Origin of the sequence: Streptomyces sp. H27-C3, from assembly GCF_030063415.1 — a bacterium.
Taxonomy (GTDB): domain Bacteria; phylum Actinomycetota; class Actinomycetes; order Streptomycetales; family Streptomycetaceae; genus Streptomyces.
Map to the genome: position 1 here is coordinate 12,136 of NZ_JASITA010000062.1, position 15,901 is coordinate 28,036.

The 15,901-nt window shown below is 70.4% G+C and carries 16 protein-coding genes, 1 rRNA gene and 2 pseudogenes; 7 read left to right on the forward strand and 12 right to left on the reverse strand.

Annotated features, from left to right (window positions below; all coding sequences use genetic code 11):
* The first annotated feature begins 312 nt into the window (after nucleotides 1-312).
* From QMK30_RS35795 to QMK30_RS35815, 5 genes are read left to right on the forward strand one after another with little or no spacing between them, the layout of a single operon-like run.
* On the forward strand, nucleotides 313-1,911 hold the full coding sequence (locus QMK30_RS35795) for an ATP-binding protein (protein ID WP_283522525.1): 1,599 nt from the start codon (nucleotides 313-315) through the stop codon (nucleotides 1,909-1,911).
* Nucleotides 1,908-2,315 (forward strand): roadblock/LC7 domain-containing protein, encoded by a 408-nt coding sequence (locus QMK30_RS35800; protein ID WP_283522526.1) that lies wholly within the window; start codon nucleotides 1,908-1,910, stop codon nucleotides 2,313-2,315. Before QMK30_RS35795 ends, QMK30_RS35800 begins: the two co-directional genes overlap by 4 nt.
* Nucleotides 2,312-2,683 (forward strand): DUF742 domain-containing protein, encoded by a 372-nt coding sequence (locus tag QMK30_RS35805; RefSeq protein WP_283522527.1) that lies wholly within the window; start codon nucleotides 2,312-2,314, stop codon nucleotides 2,681-2,683. The genes QMK30_RS35800 and QMK30_RS35805 overlap by 4 nt, the downstream gene beginning before the upstream one ends.
* Nucleotides 2,664-3,278, forward strand: coding sequence for a GTP-binding protein (locus QMK30_RS35810; RefSeq protein WP_283522528.1), 615 nt, complete (start codon nucleotides 2,664-2,666; stop codon nucleotides 3,276-3,278). Before QMK30_RS35805 ends, QMK30_RS35810 begins: the two co-directional genes overlap by 20 nt.
* A gap of 51 nt (nucleotides 3,279-3,329) precedes the next feature.
* Nucleotides 3,330-4,850, forward strand: coding sequence for a cytochrome P450 (locus QMK30_RS35815; RefSeq protein ID WP_283522529.1), 1,521 nt, complete (start codon nucleotides 3,330-3,332; stop codon nucleotides 4,848-4,850).
* Here the strand turns inward: QMK30_RS35815 and QMK30_RS35820 are convergent.
* Nucleotides 4,825-5,928: a terpene synthase family protein gene (locus QMK30_RS35820; RefSeq protein ID WP_283522530.1), complete on the reverse strand. Its 1,104-nt coding sequence runs from the start codon at nucleotides 5,926-5,928 to the stop codon at nucleotides 4,825-4,827. The genes QMK30_RS35815 and QMK30_RS35820 overlap by 26 nt on opposite strands.
* A 235-nt stretch (nucleotides 5,929-6,163) precedes the next feature.
* On the opposite strand from QMK30_RS35820, the pseudogene QMK30_RS35825 reads away from it, so the two are divergent.
* Nucleotides 6,164-6,615, forward strand: a pseudogene (locus QMK30_RS35825) (beta-keto acid cleavage family enzyme); the annotation flags it as partial.
* A 40-nt stretch (nucleotides 6,616-6,655) separates the two neighbouring features.
* Nucleotides 6,656-6,817, forward strand: a pseudogene (locus tag QMK30_RS35830) (3-hydroxyacyl-CoA dehydrogenase NAD-binding domain-containing protein); the annotation flags it as partial.
* A gap of 45 nt (nucleotides 6,818-6,862) precedes the next feature.
* Here the strand turns inward: QMK30_RS35830 and QMK30_RS35835 are convergent.
* The 11 genes from QMK30_RS35835 to rrf all read right to left on the reverse strand — a co-directional run.
* On the reverse strand, nucleotides 6,863-7,363 hold the full coding sequence (locus QMK30_RS35835; protein ID WP_283522531.1) for an MFS transporter: 501 nt from the start codon (nucleotides 7,361-7,363) through the stop codon (nucleotides 6,863-6,865).
* Nucleotides 7,254-8,102, reverse strand: coding sequence for an MFS transporter (locus QMK30_RS35840; RefSeq protein WP_283522532.1), 849 nt, complete (start codon nucleotides 8,100-8,102; stop codon nucleotides 7,254-7,256). The genes QMK30_RS35835 and QMK30_RS35840 overlap by 110 nt, the downstream gene beginning before the upstream one ends.
* Entirely contained in the window at nucleotides 8,099-8,995 is an 897-nt protein-coding gene (locus QMK30_RS35845; protein WP_283522533.1) for a Rossmann-like domain-containing protein, read from the reverse strand. The genes QMK30_RS35840 and QMK30_RS35845 overlap by 4 nt, the downstream gene beginning before the upstream one ends.
* A gap of 44 nt (nucleotides 8,996-9,039) precedes the next feature.
* Nucleotides 9,040-9,759: a PALP domain-containing protein gene (locus QMK30_RS35850; RefSeq protein ID WP_283522534.1), complete on the reverse strand. Its 720-nt coding sequence runs from the start codon at nucleotides 9,757-9,759 to the stop codon at nucleotides 9,040-9,042.
* A 15-nt stretch (nucleotides 9,760-9,774) separates the two neighbouring features.
* Nucleotides 9,775-10,563, reverse strand: coding sequence for a class I SAM-dependent methyltransferase (locus QMK30_RS35855; protein ID WP_283522535.1), 789 nt, complete (start codon nucleotides 10,561-10,563; stop codon nucleotides 9,775-9,777).
* Nucleotides 10,564-10,606: 43 nt separating this feature from the next.
* A complete protein-coding gene (locus QMK30_RS35860; protein ID WP_283522536.1) occupies nucleotides 10,607-12,121 on the reverse strand; it encodes an ABC transporter ATP-binding protein in 1,515 nt (504 codons plus the stop codon).
* A complete protein-coding gene (locus QMK30_RS35865) occupies nucleotides 12,118-12,978 on the reverse strand; it encodes an ABC transporter permease (protein ID WP_283522537.1) in 861 nt (286 codons plus the stop codon). The genes QMK30_RS35860 and QMK30_RS35865 overlap by 4 nt, the downstream gene beginning before the upstream one ends.
* Entirely contained in the window at nucleotides 12,975-13,922 is a 948-nt protein-coding gene (locus QMK30_RS35870; protein WP_283522538.1) for an ABC transporter permease, read from the reverse strand. Before QMK30_RS35870 ends, QMK30_RS35865 begins: the two co-directional genes overlap by 4 nt.
* Before the next feature lie 2 nt (nucleotides 13,923-13,924).
* Nucleotides 13,925-14,707, reverse strand: coding sequence for an ABC transporter substrate-binding protein (locus tag QMK30_RS35875; RefSeq protein WP_283522539.1), 783 nt, complete (start codon nucleotides 14,705-14,707; stop codon nucleotides 13,925-13,927).
* A gap of 24 nt (nucleotides 14,708-14,731) precedes the next feature.
* A complete protein-coding gene (locus QMK30_RS35880; RefSeq protein ID WP_283522540.1) occupies nucleotides 14,732-15,697 on the reverse strand; it encodes a YihY/virulence factor BrkB family protein in 966 nt (321 codons plus the stop codon).
* Between the two features lie 133 nt (nucleotides 15,698-15,830).
* Nucleotides 15,831-15,901, reverse strand: a 5S ribosomal RNA gene (gene rrf / locus QMK30_RS39000); the annotation flags it as partial.

Below are 15,901 nucleotides of genomic sequence, written 5' to 3' on the forward strand. Positions count from 1 at the left end.
GCACCGGACGCCGCTCCTCGACGGGCAAACGTTACCCGCCCCGGCACACGGGGGCGGCCTTCTGCGTACACAGGACCCATCCGTCACCCTTTTGGTTACTCCTCGCACACAGCCATGAGCCGAGTGTGCAAAATTGACGATTCTAAACCCGGCGCGAGGGTCGGTGCAGAGGGTTGCGTGAATATGCCGTCGCGCTGATCCGATCTGGTTAAGCTCGCTCAAAGCGCGCCGAGTTGATATGAAATCACGCACTTGTTCCCAAGTGCCCTGATGATTCGAAATCATCCCCGCATCGACCGCCAGAAGGTTTAAATGGTTCGTGTTGAATCGTCTCCGAGCGACCGAGAATCCAACTTCGCCCGCGCACTCCTACCACCCGTCCTCCTGATGGCCACGGTCACCGCCGTCGCCCTGGCGCTCGTGCCAGAGCCCGCCCGGATACCTGTCGCCTGGTTCGGGGCACTGGCCACCGTCGTGGTGACCGCGTTCGGCGCGGAAGTGACCCGCCGCGGCCGGGCCATGCGAACGCTGCGCACCGAGTACGAGCAGCGCCTCTCCCATCTCGAACAGTGCGTCGTCGGCCACGACAAGGAGACCCTGCGACTCAGCAAGGTCCTGCTGCCGGCCGCGATCCACCGGCTGCGCCGGGGCGAATCACCCGCGGAGGTGATCCGTGCGCTGGTGGACGGGGATCCGACGTACCGCGATCTTCCCGAACCGCAGCGCGATCTGCTGCGTTCCGTCCTCGACATCGTCGACACCGAGGAGGCCATGCGTGAGTCCGCGCAGCGCGCCTTCGTCAACATCGCACGCCGCGTGCAGGCCATCGTGCATCAACAGGCCAGTGAGCTGCGGGAGATGGAAGAGGCGCACGGGCGCAACCCCGAGGTCTTCGACGACCTGCTGCGCATCGACCACGGCACCGCGCTGATCGGCCGGCTCGCCGACTCCATCGCCGTACTCGGCGGCGCCCGGCCGGGCCGCCAATGGCCCAAGCCCGTACCGCTGTTCAGTGTGCTGCGCGGCGCGATGTCCCGGATCCTGGAGTACCAGCGCGTCGACCTGCACTCGATCGCCAAGGTCGCCATCGTCGGCACGGCCGTCGAGCCGCTGATCCACGCCTGCGCCGAACTCCTCGACAACGCCACCCGCTACTCGCCCCCGCAGACCCGGGTGCACGTGACCGCCGTGGAGGTGCAGACCGGCATCGCCATCGAGATCGAGGACGGCGGGGTGAGCCTCAGCGAGGAGGCACGGAGCCGGGCCGAGCGCATGCTGGCGCAGGCGCAGGCGGGCATCGACCTCAATGACCTCGGTGAGACCCCCCGGCTCGGCATGGCCGTGGTCGGCAGGCTCTCCCAGATGTACGACCTGCAGGTCTCGCTGCGCCAGTCCGCGTACGGCGGGGTCCGCGCGGTGCTCATCGTCCCGCGCGACGTGGTCACCACAGGACCGGCCCCCGGCATCGCCCACGGCATCGGCGCCTCCGCGGTTCCCCGGCAGGGCTCGTCCGGGCTGCCGTCCCCGGAAACGCTGCGGGTGCCGATGCGTACCACCGCACGGCCGCCCCGACCGGTTGCCGGGCCGCCTCGGCCGGTGCCCGCCACGGCGGCCATGGAGGAGGACGCCCCCGTGGTGACCGAATGGACCCCCGGCGGGCTGCCGCAGCGCCGCAGCCGCATCCGCGCACCGTACGGCTCCCACGCGGTGCCGGCCGCCGCCGAGGAACTGTCCGCACCGACGCACAACGGAACACACAACGGCCAGGGCACCAACGGCCACAGTCCGGAGAAGGAACCCGAGCCGGGCATTTGGCTCGAGGCGTTCACCAAAGCGGCCAACGGGACACCGCGGGGCTCGTCGACCGACGAAGAACCCGACGATGCGTTGGACAAGGGAGATCTCAAGTGATCCAGCAGCGGGCCAATATGGACTGGATGCTCAAGGAGCTGGCCGACGGGGTACCGCAGGTCCAGCAGATCGTGGTCCTCTCCGCGGACGGCCTGCGCATCGCACGGCACGGCGGCGACCCGGATGTCGCCGACCGGCTGGCGGCGGCATGTGCGGGACTGCAGAGCCTGGCCGCCGCGGTCGCCTCCGAGATCCCGGACAGCGACGGCCGCATGCGGCTGGTCGTCATCGAGGTCAGCGGCGGCTTCTTCTACCTGATGGCGGCCGGAACGGGCGCGTATCTCGCGGTGCTCGCGGACGAGACGGTGGACGCGGGCCTGGTGGGGGCCCGGATGCGGGACATGGTCGTCCGTATCGGCGCCCACCTGACCAGCCCGCCTCGGCACGACGGGCAGGCCGTATGACTTCTCCTCGACGAGAACGACGAGAGCCCGAACCGGAACTGGATGATCCGGAACGGCTGTACGTGATCACGGGGGGCCCGGACGGAGCGGCCCGGGCCCCGCTCGACCTGGTCACGATGGTCGTCTCGTGCACCGAGCCGACTCCGACGGTCCAGCCGGAGCAGGCCGCCATTCTGCGGCTGTGCCGGGCGCCGCTGTCCGTGGCCGAGATCTCGGCGTATCTCAGCCTGCCGTTCAGCGTGGTGACCGCGCTGCTGACCGAGCTCCTCTCGACCCAACTGGTCGAATCGCGCGCGCCGGTCGTCCGCGCCGCCCTGCCCGACCGGTCTCTCCTCGAAGCGGTGATGCATGGACTTCAGAAGCTCTGACACGGTCGTCGGCCCCCGCAGCGAGGACGTTCTCCCCACCACCGCCACAGCGGCGGTGAAGGTCGTCATCGTGGGCGGGTTCGGGGTCGGCAAGACCACCATGGTCGGCTCGGTGAGCGAGATCCGTCCGCTGACCACCGAGGAGACCATGACCCAGGCCGGGGTCGGCGTGGACGACAACTCCGGGGTGGAGAGCAAGACCGCCACCACCGTGGCCATGGACTTCGGCCGGATCAGTCTCAGCGACGAGCTGGTCCTCTACCTCTTCGGCACCCCCGGACAGGAACGCTTCTGGTTCCTGTGGAACGGCCTGTTCGAAGGCGCGCTGGGCGCGGTGGTACTGATCGACACCCGCCGCCTGGAGGTCAGCTTCGACGTGATCGGCCGCCTTGAGGAGCGCGGCGTGCCGTTCGTCGTCGCCATCAACACCTTCCCCGACGCGCCCCAGCACCCCGTCGAGGCGCTCCGCACCGCCCTCGACCTGCCCGCCGACGTGCCGATGGTGGACTGCGACGCGCGGGGGCGCGGGTCCAGCCGCGATGTGCTCATGACCCTGATGCGCCATCTGCACGCCCTGGCCGTGCCACTCGCCTGACCGGTCCGGCGTCCGTCGTCTCCCCGTACCTGCCACATCTCTGGAGTGATCGTGACAACCCCTGATCCCCATCTGCCCGGAGCGGACGACAGGGTGGTGCCGCCCCCCGGGTGCCCGGCCCACGGGGTCGGTGGCGTCGGCGGCGTCGGCCCCGGCGGTCTGCGTCGGCTGTACGGGTCCGAGCACGAGAGCGACCCGATGGGCCTTTACGAGAAGCTGCGCGCCGAACACGGCCCGGTGGCGCCCGTGCTGCTGACCGGCGACGTACCGGCGTGGCTGGTGCTCGGCCACAGCGAGAACCTGCACATGACCCGTACCCCGTCGCAGTTCTCCCGCGACTCGCGGCGCTGGCGCCACGTCCTGGACGGCACCGTACCGCCGGACCACTCGCTCGCGCCCGTCTTCACCTGGCAGCCGCTGTGCGTCTTCGCGGACGGCGCGGACCACGAGCGGCTGCGCGGCGCGGTCACCGACAGCATCGCGCGCATCGACAGCCGCGGCGTGCGCCGCTACATCAACCGCTACAGCAACCGGCTGGTCAACGAGTTCTGCCAGGACGGCCACACCGACCTGGTGAACCGGTTCGCCGAGCATCTGCCGATGATGGTGATGTGCCAGATCCTCGGCATGCCCGAGGAGTACAACGAGCGCATGGTGCAGTCCGCACGGGACATGATCAAGGGCACCGCGACGGCGAACGCCAGCAACGCGTACGTGATGGGCGTCCTGACCAGGCTGGTGGACCGGCGCAGGGCCAGGCCCGAGGAGGACTTCACCAGCTGGCTGGTCGAGCATCCGGCCGGGCTCACCGATGCCGAGGTGAGCCAGCATCTGCGGCTGGTGCTCATCGCGGCGTACGAGACCACCGCCAACCTCATCGCCAACGTGGTGCGCATGGTGCTCACCGACCCGCGGTTCAGGGCGCAGCTCAGCGGCGGTCACATGACGCTGCCCGAGGCGGTCGAGCAGACTCTGTGGGACGAGCCGCCGTTCACCACGATCCTGGGCCGCTGGGCGGTCGGTGACACCGAGTTCGGCGGCCAGCAGATCAAGAAGGGCGACGCCCTGATCGTGGGAATGGCCGCCGCCAACACCGACCCGGTGGTACGGCCCGACCCGCATGCCTCCATGCAGGGCAACCGCTCCCACCTGGCCTTCAGCGGAGGCCCGCACGAGTGCCCGGGGCAGGACATCGGCCGCGCCATCGCCGACACCGGGATCGACGCCCTGCTGATGCGCCTGCCCGACCTTCAACTCTCGGTGGAAGAAGATGAGTTGAGGTGGAGCAGTGCGCTCATGTCCCGGCATCTGATCGAGCTCCCGGTGGAGTTCGCCGCGAGTCCGCCGCAGGACGTGGGCGGCCCCCCGACCACGGCGTCGACCACAGCGCCCCGGCACGACTGGCAGGTGGACTCGGCGCCCAGGGCGAACGTGCCGCCGCCCGCCGCGACCCCCGCGCCCCCCTGTCCGCCGAGCGCGCCCACGGCCGGCCCCGCGATTCCGGCGCAGCGCGGGCCCGGGGCTCCCAAGCGGCTGTGGCAGTCGCTCACCCGGTGGTGGCGCGGGTACTGACCGCGAGCTGGTCCCACCACCAGGCGATCGTCGGGAGAGGAAGCGGTTCCAGGCTGTCGTCGGCCGGGCGCTGCTTCCACCACCCCTCCGGTCGCGCCTCCGCGCCCGGGGCGCCGGGGACGACGTAACGCGGGCAGGCAGACGCCCAGTCGAGGTGACCGCGGATGAACTGGCCGAGGCCGTGCAGGTATCGGCGCAGTCCGCCGTCGGCGTCGCTCAGCACCTGCTCGCGCAGACGGAGGAAGAGCACCATGACGCGGTCGCGCATCATCACCGCCTCCAGGAGGGCGTCCGGCGGCTCGCAGCCGAGTTCCTGGCACAACACGTCGATGAGATTGAGGTTGTCGTCGGCGCGCAGCAGTTCCTTGTTGCGGGAGTAGAGATCGTTGTCCCAGCTGACCAGTGTCCAGGTGATCTCGGTGAGGGCGCGCACCCGCGGGTCCTCAAGGTCGTGGTCGGGCACCGAGTAGCCGGCGACCACTTCGATCATCGCGGTGGACGGGGCCATCCCTATGGCCCGCATCCACAGCGTGACGTAGTCGTTCAGCGACGGAAGCCCGGGACTGCTGCGCCAGGACGCCTCCCACACCAGCCCTGAGGTGTAGACCCGCATGGCGTCGGTCCAGCGGCGTATCTGCTGGCGGGACGCGTACCGCTCCAGCTCCAGCCGCAGGAGACGCAGCGCCCGGGTGTGCGGCGAGTCGCCCGGCGAGTGGCTGCCAGGGGCCTCCACCGCACGCAATATGCGCGAGGTCTCCTGCGCGAGCACGTCGGCGGTGACCAAGGCCTCGTCGCACACCCCGTCGTCCAGCGAGAAGAGCACGGCGTGGAATTTGGCCATGAGTGTGAGCGGTTCGAGCTGCCCGTAGGACATGGTCGAGGCCGTGAGACCGCCGAAATCGCAGAGGGCGAGCCGCTTGCGCTGCAGCTCATCGGTGTCGAGGTGCTGCTGAAGCATCCAGCGGACGGTCGTCTCATTGAGGGCCTGGGCGGACGGGTGCACGACGGAGGGGACAGGACAGTAGAAAGGGACTGCCGGCAGCTGCTGGGCCTGACGGTGTGTCGAAACAACGGTCATGATCGGCCTCCTCTGGTGCGCCCCGCGTGTACTGGGACGTATATGCCCATGTCCGATCACCAATAACGATCCAACTGGCCTCCGCTTGAACCAAGTTGATCGGTTGCTGTACGGACTCTTCAGGTTCAGATGGGAGTGTACGTACCGCCTGCGACTCGGCACTGCACCGAAAGATCCAGATATTGCGCATGCCTGATGCTTCAGTCAGTACCGCATCTCCAGCAATATTCGTCGCATGCCGCGTACGGGCGCCAGGCGCATCCAGGAGCTGGGCGTGCGACCCGAGTTGGAGATTTTCGACACCGGGCAGCTGTGGTTCGCCAAGCAGCTCCTCGCCGAGGGCCTACTCGACGACCCGACGGTCTTCCAGCTGTGCATGGGGGTCCCGTGGGGCGCGCCCGCCGATCCGGGCGTTCTGCAGTCGATGGTCAACATGCTGCCCGACGGCGCCCAGTGGGCCAGCTTCTCGCTCGGCCGGATGCAGATGCCGTGGGTCGCCCAGTCGATCCTGCTCGGCGGACATGTCTCCGGGTCGGCCTGGAGGACAACCTCTACCTGGGCAAGGGCAACAGAGCCACCAACGCCCAGCTGGTGGAGCGGGCCGTGACGATCACCGAGGCGCTGGGCGCCAGGGTCGCCAGCCCGGACGAGGCCCGGAGCAAGCTCGGCCTGAAGCCGCGCGCCTGACCTCCCGCCGCACTCCGTACGCACCTGCCGAAGGACCCGCATCGTGACTGCCACGACACCCCCCGCCCCCTGCGCCCCCGAGGACGTACGCCGAGTCGCCTGTGTCGGCGCCGGCGTGATCGGCGGCGGCTGGGTCGCCCACTACCTGGCCCGTGGCTACGACGTCACCGCCTGGGACCCGGCCCCCGACGCCGAGCAGAAGCGGGCGGGGCGCTCCATCGCCCAGGTCCCCCGCCCGGGTCGCTGATCAGGCGGGTCGCCTCACGCGCAGGGCCGCGAGCAGCGCCCCGAGCGTGAGCGCGCCGAGCGCCAGGGCAGTGCCCGGGTAGCCGGCCAGGCCCAGGCCGACGCCGCCGAGCGCGGCGCCCGCGAAGACGCCGAAGCTCATGCCGGCGGCGTTGATGCTCAGCGCGGTACCGCGCAGGGTGGGGCAGCGCCGGACGAGGAGGGTGGTGACGCAGGCGGCGACCGTCGCGTGCGCGGCGGCGGTCACGGCCGTCAGCAGCAGCGCGAGCCACAGCGTGTGGGTGAAGAAGAAGCCCACGAGCGCGGCGAGCCCCACGACCAGGGCGAGGGTCATCATCCGTTCCGCGGTGATCCGCGGTGCGGCGGCGCTCATCGCCCGGCCGGTGAGGAGATTACCCAGGAAGAAGGCCGTGCCGCTCAGTGTCCACACCAGCGCGAACGGCCCCGGGGACAGCTCGAAGCGCTCGTCGTAGAACGCCGCGAGGTAGGCGAGGTACCCCATGAACGCGGCTGTCCGCAGCAGAGCGACGGACAGCAGCGGGACCGCGCCCGGCACGGCCGCCAGCGCCTTGAACGACGCGCCGTAGCCCAGGCGAGGTGTGTCGCGCACCGGCTCCCGGTGCGAGCGCCCGCCCTTGACGAAGAACACCGCGGAGCAGCAGCACCGCGGCGACGGACACGGCAAGGAGGTTGCCCTGCCAGCCCCACAGCAGGGCAGGCAGGGCGACCAGCGGCGCGGCCATCAGCGCGGTGAACGACTGGGTCGCGGTGACGAGGGTCGCCGCCCGGCCGGCTGCGGCGCGGTTGCCGAAGCGGTCGGCCGCCGCGGCGGTGAGCGCCGGGTTGAGTACGGCCGTACCGGCGCCGACGAGTAGGCAGAAGGCCGCGAGGAACAGGAACTCCCCTGTCGCGCCAAGGAGCGCGGATACCGCGAGCAGGGCGAGGCCGCCCGCCGCTGCCCACTCCTTGCGTACCCGGTCGATGAACGGGGCGAGCGCGGTGCCGACGGCCAGCGCGGCGAGGCCGCCGAGGCCGCGCAGCTGCCCCATGGCGGCGACGCCGGTGTCCGCCGCGTCCGCGATGGGCACGAGGTGGGTATTGAAGACCGTGAAGGGCAGCAGGCCGACAGCGGAGGCCAGCATCACCGGCCACAGCACACGTGCCATCCGCAGGTCACCGGGGACCGCTTCGGCGGAATCAGGCGCCGTGTTCACCTTCGACGCGGCGGAATCCGCGCTCACGCCACCGCCTCCCGGTAGCGGTGGAGGGTGGTCTCGTCGGCGCTGAACTGCGAGAACGGGAAGGGCTCCGCGGACAGTGCGCTCACACCCGCGCCGAGGAACGCGCGGGCGACGGCGCTGCCCGACTGGGCGTACACGACCAGCGGGATCCCACGGGTGCGGCAGTGCTCGACGATCAGGTCGAAGCTGCCGTTGCTCAGCGTCATGCCGGTCGCCACGACCGCGTCGGCTGCTTCCAGCACCTCGGCCATGTTGGTGGCGACGGGATCGCCCCACTGCGTGGTAAGGAGGTTGAGGTCGCAGGGCAGGCATACACCGCCCCGCTCGCGTATCGCCGCGACCAGCGGGTTGACGACGCCGATCAGGGCGACCTTGGTGCCGGGGGTGATGTCGAGCAGCCCGGCGATGGCGGCGTCACGGGCGTGGGCCCGGACCTCGGGCGTGCCGGACGGCAGGGTGACGGGGTCGGCGGCAGGGTGACCGCGGTGCGGCTCGACCCGGGCCAGGTAGGCGTCGAGGGCGGCGATGCGCACCGGGAGGGAGCCGTGGCGGATGAGGGTGTCGAGGGTGTGCCCGGAGGCGTTCTCGCAGAAGCCGGGGGCGAGTTCACCGGCCTCGAACGAGCAGGCGCCGAAAGCGTCGCCACTGCGTAGGAGGAAGTAGTGATTGCGGTAGGTGACCTCGCTGCCGGCCAGCCGGGTCGTGTTGTGCAGCCAGAACGCGCTGGTGACAGCCAGGTCCTGGGGCGGGGGCCCGTACGAGCCCGTCAGCACGGCCCGGCTGAGCTCGGCCACGGTCTGCGGCCGATCGGGCTGTGGTTGACCGAACTGCGGTTGCACGGACTGCGGTTGAATGGTCTGGATTGGGTCGGTCTGGAATGAGTCGGCCAGCATCTCTGATTCTTTCGTTGCCAACGGGGCTTTGGGGATACGGGAGTTCACCGAACGGTCTCGGCCAGCAGGGCGGACGACTCGGCGTAGGACTGTTGGATGTCGTCGCGGGGCGGCGGCCAGGGCATCGCCGACCACGGGTGCGACAGGTCGGCGCACGAGGTGACCTCGTGCGGCCGCATCGACCCCAGGCCGTGGGCCTGTGCATGGTTGGCATACGCGCTGTCGACATAGCGATGACCGGTGTCGGCGGCGATGAAGACGTACGTACGGGAGTCATCGCGCTCGCGCTCGGCGAGCGTCGCCAGATAAGCCGCCCCCGCCGACAGGCCCGCGAAAATACCGCTGGCGCGCAGGAGTTCGACGGCGCCCGACATCGCGTAGTCGAAGTTGACCCAGTGGACGCGGTCGTACAGCTCCTGACGGACGTTCTCGAACGGGATGGAACTGCCGATCCCCGCGATGATCATGTCGGGATCCTGGACGTGCTCGGCGCCGAAAGTGACGCTGCGGTCGACGGTCGTGGACCCGACGATGTGGCACTTCATGCCGTAGCGGTGGCAGGCGAGCGCCAGCGCGTGGGCGTAAATGCCGCTGGAGCTGTCGACGAGGGTGTCGCCGGGGGTGATCTGTCCGGTGTCCAGGAGATGGCGTACCGCGCCCAGCGCCGAGTAGATCTTCATCGTATCGAAGCGCAGACAGACCGCGCCGGGCGGGACGGCCACCACGTCCGGTTCCTTGACGGCTTCCGCTATGTGTTCGTGCATGGGGTGTCCGTTCCTTCAGTTGGCTACGCGGTCGGAGGCGTGCTCGGGTACATGCTCGGTGACGTGTTCGGAGTCGCGCGGTGTGAGCGTGAAGAGGAAGGCCTGGCAGTTGTCGCCCTCCCAGCTCTGGCGGTGCGCGACGGCGGGCACGAATCCCGCCTCGACGGCGTACGCGACGACGGTGCGCAGTTCGGCGGTGTTGGAGACGAGCAAGTGGATCTCGCCGTCCGGTGCGAGCAGCCCGCGATCGGTGATCTGGTCGAAGAAGCGCGTCACGATCCCGGCGCCCACGCACACGTTGCGGACGACGGTCGGATCCTCGCTGGTCCGCGTGGAGACGGCGGGCGGGTTGAACGTGATGACGTCGAGCCGGGCCGAGTCGGGGAACTCCTCGAAGAGGTTGGAGACCAGCGGGCGGAAGTCGGTGCCGGCCCGTTCGCCGACCATGCGCCGGTAGTGGTCGGCGGCGGTGGCGACGGAGTCGGGGTGGATGTCGGCGGCCCAGATCTCGCGGGCACCCCGGGTGCCCGCGATCACGGCCTCGACGCCGAGTCCGGCGCCGATCGCCGCGTACGCGCGTCCGGCCACGGCGATGGTGCCGTCCAGCAGCCGGTCGTGGATGATCCGGCTGGTGTCGCCCGGCTTGAACACACCTGGCGGTAGCTCGAAGCTCCACCCGTTGTACGTATAGGTGCGGTGCGTATGGATGTCGGAGGGTGCGCTGTTGATGGCGAGGATCTCCTCGCGGGGCAGGGTGTCCGGCAGTGCTGCGAGCAGGTCGCCGGTTGCGGTCCGGTCGGACATGGGTCCTCCGAGGCAGTACGTCGGGTGGGTGATCGGTCCGGTGTCAGGGACCTGGAACGGGCTCGGGGATGGCGCCGAGGCGCATGGCGTCGACGAGTTGGCGGGTCATGGCCGCGCGCGGCGCGGCGAGCACCTCGGCCGGTACGCCGCTCTCGACGACGTGCCCGCCGTCGATGACCACCAAGTGGTGCGCGACCGCGGAGAGCAGCTCCAGGTCGTGGCTCACCCACAGCAGCGCGGTGCCGAACTCCATCCGCATACGGCCGAGTTCCGCGAGTACGGCGTCGGTGGCCACCGGGTCCAGGCCGGTGGTGATCTCGTCGCAGATCAGGACGTCGGGCTCGGCGAGCGCGGCGCGGGCGAGTGCGGCGCGCTGGAGCTGTCCGCCGGAGAGGCCGTCGGGGCGCCGCTCGGCGGCGTCCGCGTCGACGCCCAGCCTGGCCAGCAGCGCGCGAGCTTCCCGCCGCGCTTCGCTGGGCGCGAGTCCGCGCAGTCGTACGGCGGTACGAGCGACCTGCTCGGCCACCGGACGCCGCTCGTCGAAGGAGCCGCGCACCTCCTGCCACACGTACTGCACGCGCCGCTTCTGGTCCACGGTGCGACGGCGTAGCACCAGCAACGGCGTGCCGTGCAGCAGCACTTGGCCGCTCATGCGCTCATACAGACCGGCGACGCAGCGGGCCAGGGTCGTCTTTCCACTGCCGGAGGGCCCGGCGACTCCGACGCAGGCCCCGGCGGCGAGTTCGAGGTCCACGCCGTGCAGTACCGGTCCGCGCCCTCTGCTGCGCAGGGCGGCGGAGAGGTCCCGCACCTCCAGGACGCCGGGTCCCACGGGATCGTGCCGGTCAGCGGCCGGGGTGCGCCGTTCGGGCAGTGCGTCGGCGATCACCTTCCCCCGCTCCAGTACGACGACGTGATCGGCCAGGGCCCGCACCAGGTCCTGGTCGTGGCTGAGCAGCAGAATCGCGAGCCCGCCGCGGGCAAGGGCTGCCAGCTCCCCGGCCATTCGCATCCGGGTCACCGTGTCGAGTCCGGTGCTCGGTTCGTCGAGGATCAGCAGCCTGGGCCGACAGGCCAAGGTCTGGGCGAGCGCGACGCGTTGGCGTTGGCCACCGGAGAACTGGTGCGGGAAGCGGCGCGTTGTATCGCGGTCGGTGGGCAGCTGCGCGGCTTCGAGCGCGTCGGTGACCGATCCGCCGTGCAGGGACGCGAGTTCGGCGAGGAGCGCGCCGGTGCGGCGGGCCGGGTTGAGTGAACTGCCGGGGTGCTGCGGCATATAGGCGACGGTGCGCCCCCGCAGCTCCGACGCCCCGATCACGGCGGCGTCGCCGTCCACAACGGTGATGCCGCCGACCCGCACGTGTCCGCCGAGCCGAATGCCGGGCCCGGCCTCACCGATGAGCGCCAGCGCGGCGGTGGTCTTGCCGCTGCCCGAAGGACCGACGAGCGCGGTGACTTGGCCCTCGTACACGTCGAAGTCGATCGCGTCGACGAGCACGGTGTCCCCGGCCCGTGCGGTGAGCCCGCGCACTCCGGCGATGCTGACGGGGGTGGTCATCGGGCCTCCGTTGAGGGGGTGCGGGAGCGGGCCAGCGCACGGTCGGCGAGCAGGTTGAGTCCCACGGTGAACATGACGAGCAGCACGGCGGGCGCCAGCACGGCCCAGGGCTGGAGCAACAGCCCTTCGCGGCTGCGGGAGATGCTCACGGCCCAGTCCGGGGCGGTCGGGCTCAGCCCGAGGCCGAGGAAGTTCGCCGAGCCGACGAGGAAGACAGCCAGGGTGATCCGAGTGCCGATGTCGGCGGCGACCGGCGCGAGCGCGGAGCGTGCGATGTGACCGAGCTGGATACGGGACCGGGACTCGCCCTGAACCCTCAGCGCCTCGGCGACGGGACTGCTCGCCGCGTCGAGCGCAGCCGCCCGGACCAGCCGCGCCACCGGCGGGACGTTGACGGCGGCGACGGCGAGCGAGATCGCGGTGGGCGAGCCGCGCCAGCCCACCGCCACCACGCTGATCACCAGCAGGGACGGCAGCGGAAGGAGTACGTCGAGAGGGCGGATCAGCAGTTCGTCGGCCCAGCGGCGTCGGCTGGAGGCGGCGAGCAGCCCAATGGCCCCGCCGACCAGATAGGCGACGGCGACCGCGCCGAGCGCCATGCCGAGCGCGCTGCGGCCCCCGCGCAGCAGCAGGGCGAGCACATCGCGCCCCAACCCATCTGTTCCCAGGGGATGTTCACCGCCCCGGCCGATGTACGGAGCGGCGGCGCCCGGGACAACGGCGTCGGCGAACAGCGGACCGAACAGGGCAGCCGCGACAGGCAGCGTCGCCAGCAGCCCGGCGGCATACAGCGGTGCACGGGATGTCTGCGCGTGGTCGACCGCGGCTACGACCGGGCGCTTCGTGGGGCGGTTCACCGCAGGATCTCCGTCCGGGGTACGAGGCGGTGGCAGACCAGGTCGGCCGCCAGGCTGAACAGCAGGGCTGCCGCCGCGACGACCAGGGCCAGGCCCTGCACCGTGGGGATGTCCCTGGCTTCCACGGCCCTCACGAGCGCGGTGGCGACCCCGGGGATCGCGAACACCGCCTCGACGACGAGGACACCGCCGACGAGGTTGTCGCCGACCCTGGCGAGTTCCTGAATGCCGGGGACGGCGGCGTTCGGCAGGACGTGGCGCAACAGGAGGGCCCGGCGCGGCACCCCGAGGCGGCGGGCCTGTACGACGTATCCGGCACCCAGGGTGGTCACCGTCCCGGCCCGGATCTGCCGGGACAGCAGGCAGATCATCCGGGCCGCGACCACGGGCACGGGCAGCACAAGAAGCGCCGGCTGCCCGAGCAGTTCTCCTGCGCCCACCCCAACCCAAGTGGCGGGCAGCCAGCTCAGTTTCAGCGACAGTCCGGCAACGAGCAGCAGCGCCAGCAGGAAGTCGGGGACGGCGTTCAGGGCGAGAGTTACCGAGCTGAAGGCCCGGTCCGTACGACCGCCTTCGCGTGTTCCCGAGGCGAGGCCGAGGAGCAGTGCGAGCGGCACCACCACGACCAGAGTCACTGCGGTCATAACCAGGGTGGGCCCGGCCGATTCGGTCAGGATGCCGGTAACGGGGCCGCCGCTGACCAGCGAGGTGCCGAGATCGCCGGTGAGGACTCCGCCCGCCCAGGCGGTGAACCGTTCCAGGGCCGACCTGTCGAGGCCAAGCTGCTCGCGCAGCGCCGCCACTTGCGTGTCGGTGGCGTCCCCGTCGTAGCGCACGGCGGCCGCGTCGCCGGGCAGTAGCGAGGTGAGCGCGAACACCAGCCCCGCGAGCAGAGCGAGTTGGACCAGCCCGATGACGAGCCGGTGCAGGAGGTAACCACGCATCCTCAGGCCAGCCACACCTTGTCGAAGCGGGCCGAGTCGAGCGTGTTGGGTGGGGCGGCGCTCACGCCGCGCACCCGGGCCGCTGTGGCATTCAGCCAGTCGGGGTGTCCCCACACCAGCAGGCCGCCCTCGTCATGGATTCTGCGCTGCAACTGACCGTAGAGCGCGCCACGTTCGGCCTCGTCGGTGGTCGACTGCGCCTCGGCGAAGGTGGCGTCGAAGCCCTTGCGGCGCCAGCCGGAGGCGTTGAAGTTCGAGCCGGTGAGGAGCCGGTCGTTGATGTAGGTGGGGATCGTCATCGCACCGGAGCGGTGGCTCCCCATGACGCCCTTGGTCAGCTGGTCCTTGAAGTACGTTTCGGAGGAGCCCGTGGTGACCTTCACCCGCAGTCCGGCGTCGGCGGCCTGCTCGGCGAAGAGCGTCGCCGCCTCGACAAAGCCCGCGGCGACGGACGAGGTGTAGATGGACAGCGTCTTGTTGAGTACCCCGGCCTTGCGGAGCAGCGAGCGGGCCTCGGCGACATCGCGCTCACGCTGCGCGATGCCGTCGGGGTAGTACTGATACCCCTTGCCGAACATGTCGTTGCCGACCGTCCCACGCCCGGCGAGCACCACGTCGACCAGCTTCCTGCGGTCGGCGAGCAGCTTGAAGGCCAGAGTCACCTCGGGGTTCTCGAAGGGCTCCTGGTCGCACTTGAGCACGATCGCGTGGGCGGTACTGCCCTTGGCCGCGACGATACGGACCGCCCGGTCGGCCTCGGCGGTACGCGCGAAGGTGGGCGTCATCTCTGCGCTGCGGGACGGGCGGGGTCAGTCGCCCGAGCCGGGGTCGGGGCGGACCGGATCGGTGACACCGGCGCGGGCGGCTTCGAGCTGGGCGGCGAACGCGATGCCCAGGAACAGCGCGATGCCCGTGAGATTCGCCCAGAGCAGCAGGGCCACGAAGGCGGTCAGCGGCCCGTACACAGCGCCGAAGGAGCCGCTCTGGGCGACGTAGAAGGCCAGCAGCCAGGTGGCCACCACCCAGAGCAGGAGGTGCACGGCCGAGCCGACGGCGAGCCAGGTGTAGCCGGGCTGGTCGCGGCGGGGCGCCCAGCGAAATATCACCGCGGAGGCGACCCAGGCCAGCAGGACACCGACCGGTATCTCCAGCGGCCCCCATAGGTCGAGCAGGGACGTGGACCACCCCAGAGCCTCGACGAGGGAACTGCCCACCGCCTCGCCGGCCACGAGCACCAGGAAGCCCAGCACCATGGGCATTCCGGCCCCCAGGGCGAGGAGAAGGCTCCGCCCGTACTTCATGAGAAAGGGCCGGTCCCGCTCGATGCCGTAGATCCGGTTGCTGCCCCGTTCGATCTGTCCCATCGCCGAGGTCAGGTTCAGCACGGCGAAGCCGAGCCCGAGCCACATCGCGAACACACTGGAGGTGCTGCCGCCCACACTCCGCCGGGTGTCGGCCAGAGCCTCATCGACCAGCTCCGCACTCGCCCCCGGCACGATGCGCCCAAGTGTCAGCTCAACGACGCGGCCCACGCTGTCGGTGTGCACGGCCGCGGCGACACCCACCAGAGCAATGGCGAACGGCACGATGCCCAGGACCACCTGGAAGGCCAGCGACCGCGCATGGCTGAAGCCGTCCGCGTAACGGAAGCGGGAGAAGGCATCGAGCAGCAGCTTGCGCCCGCCGTAGTGCCGCAGAGCGGTGAGGGCCTCGTCACCGGAGAGCTCCTCCCCGATCATGTCCCGCGTCTGCGGAACATGCGTCACAGTTCCCATGGGGCGCCCATCTCCACTCAGTCAAAGTTTCCCGGTTCCCGGTTCCCGGTTTCCCTGGCCCGAGAATACGGTCCGGGAACGCAAAAAAGCCCCGGCTCCTGGACATAAGTCCAGGAGCCGGGGCATAAAAATTGTTCGGCGGCGTCCTACTCTCCCACAGGGTCCCCCCTGCAGTACCATCGGCGCTGAAAGGCTTAGCTTCCG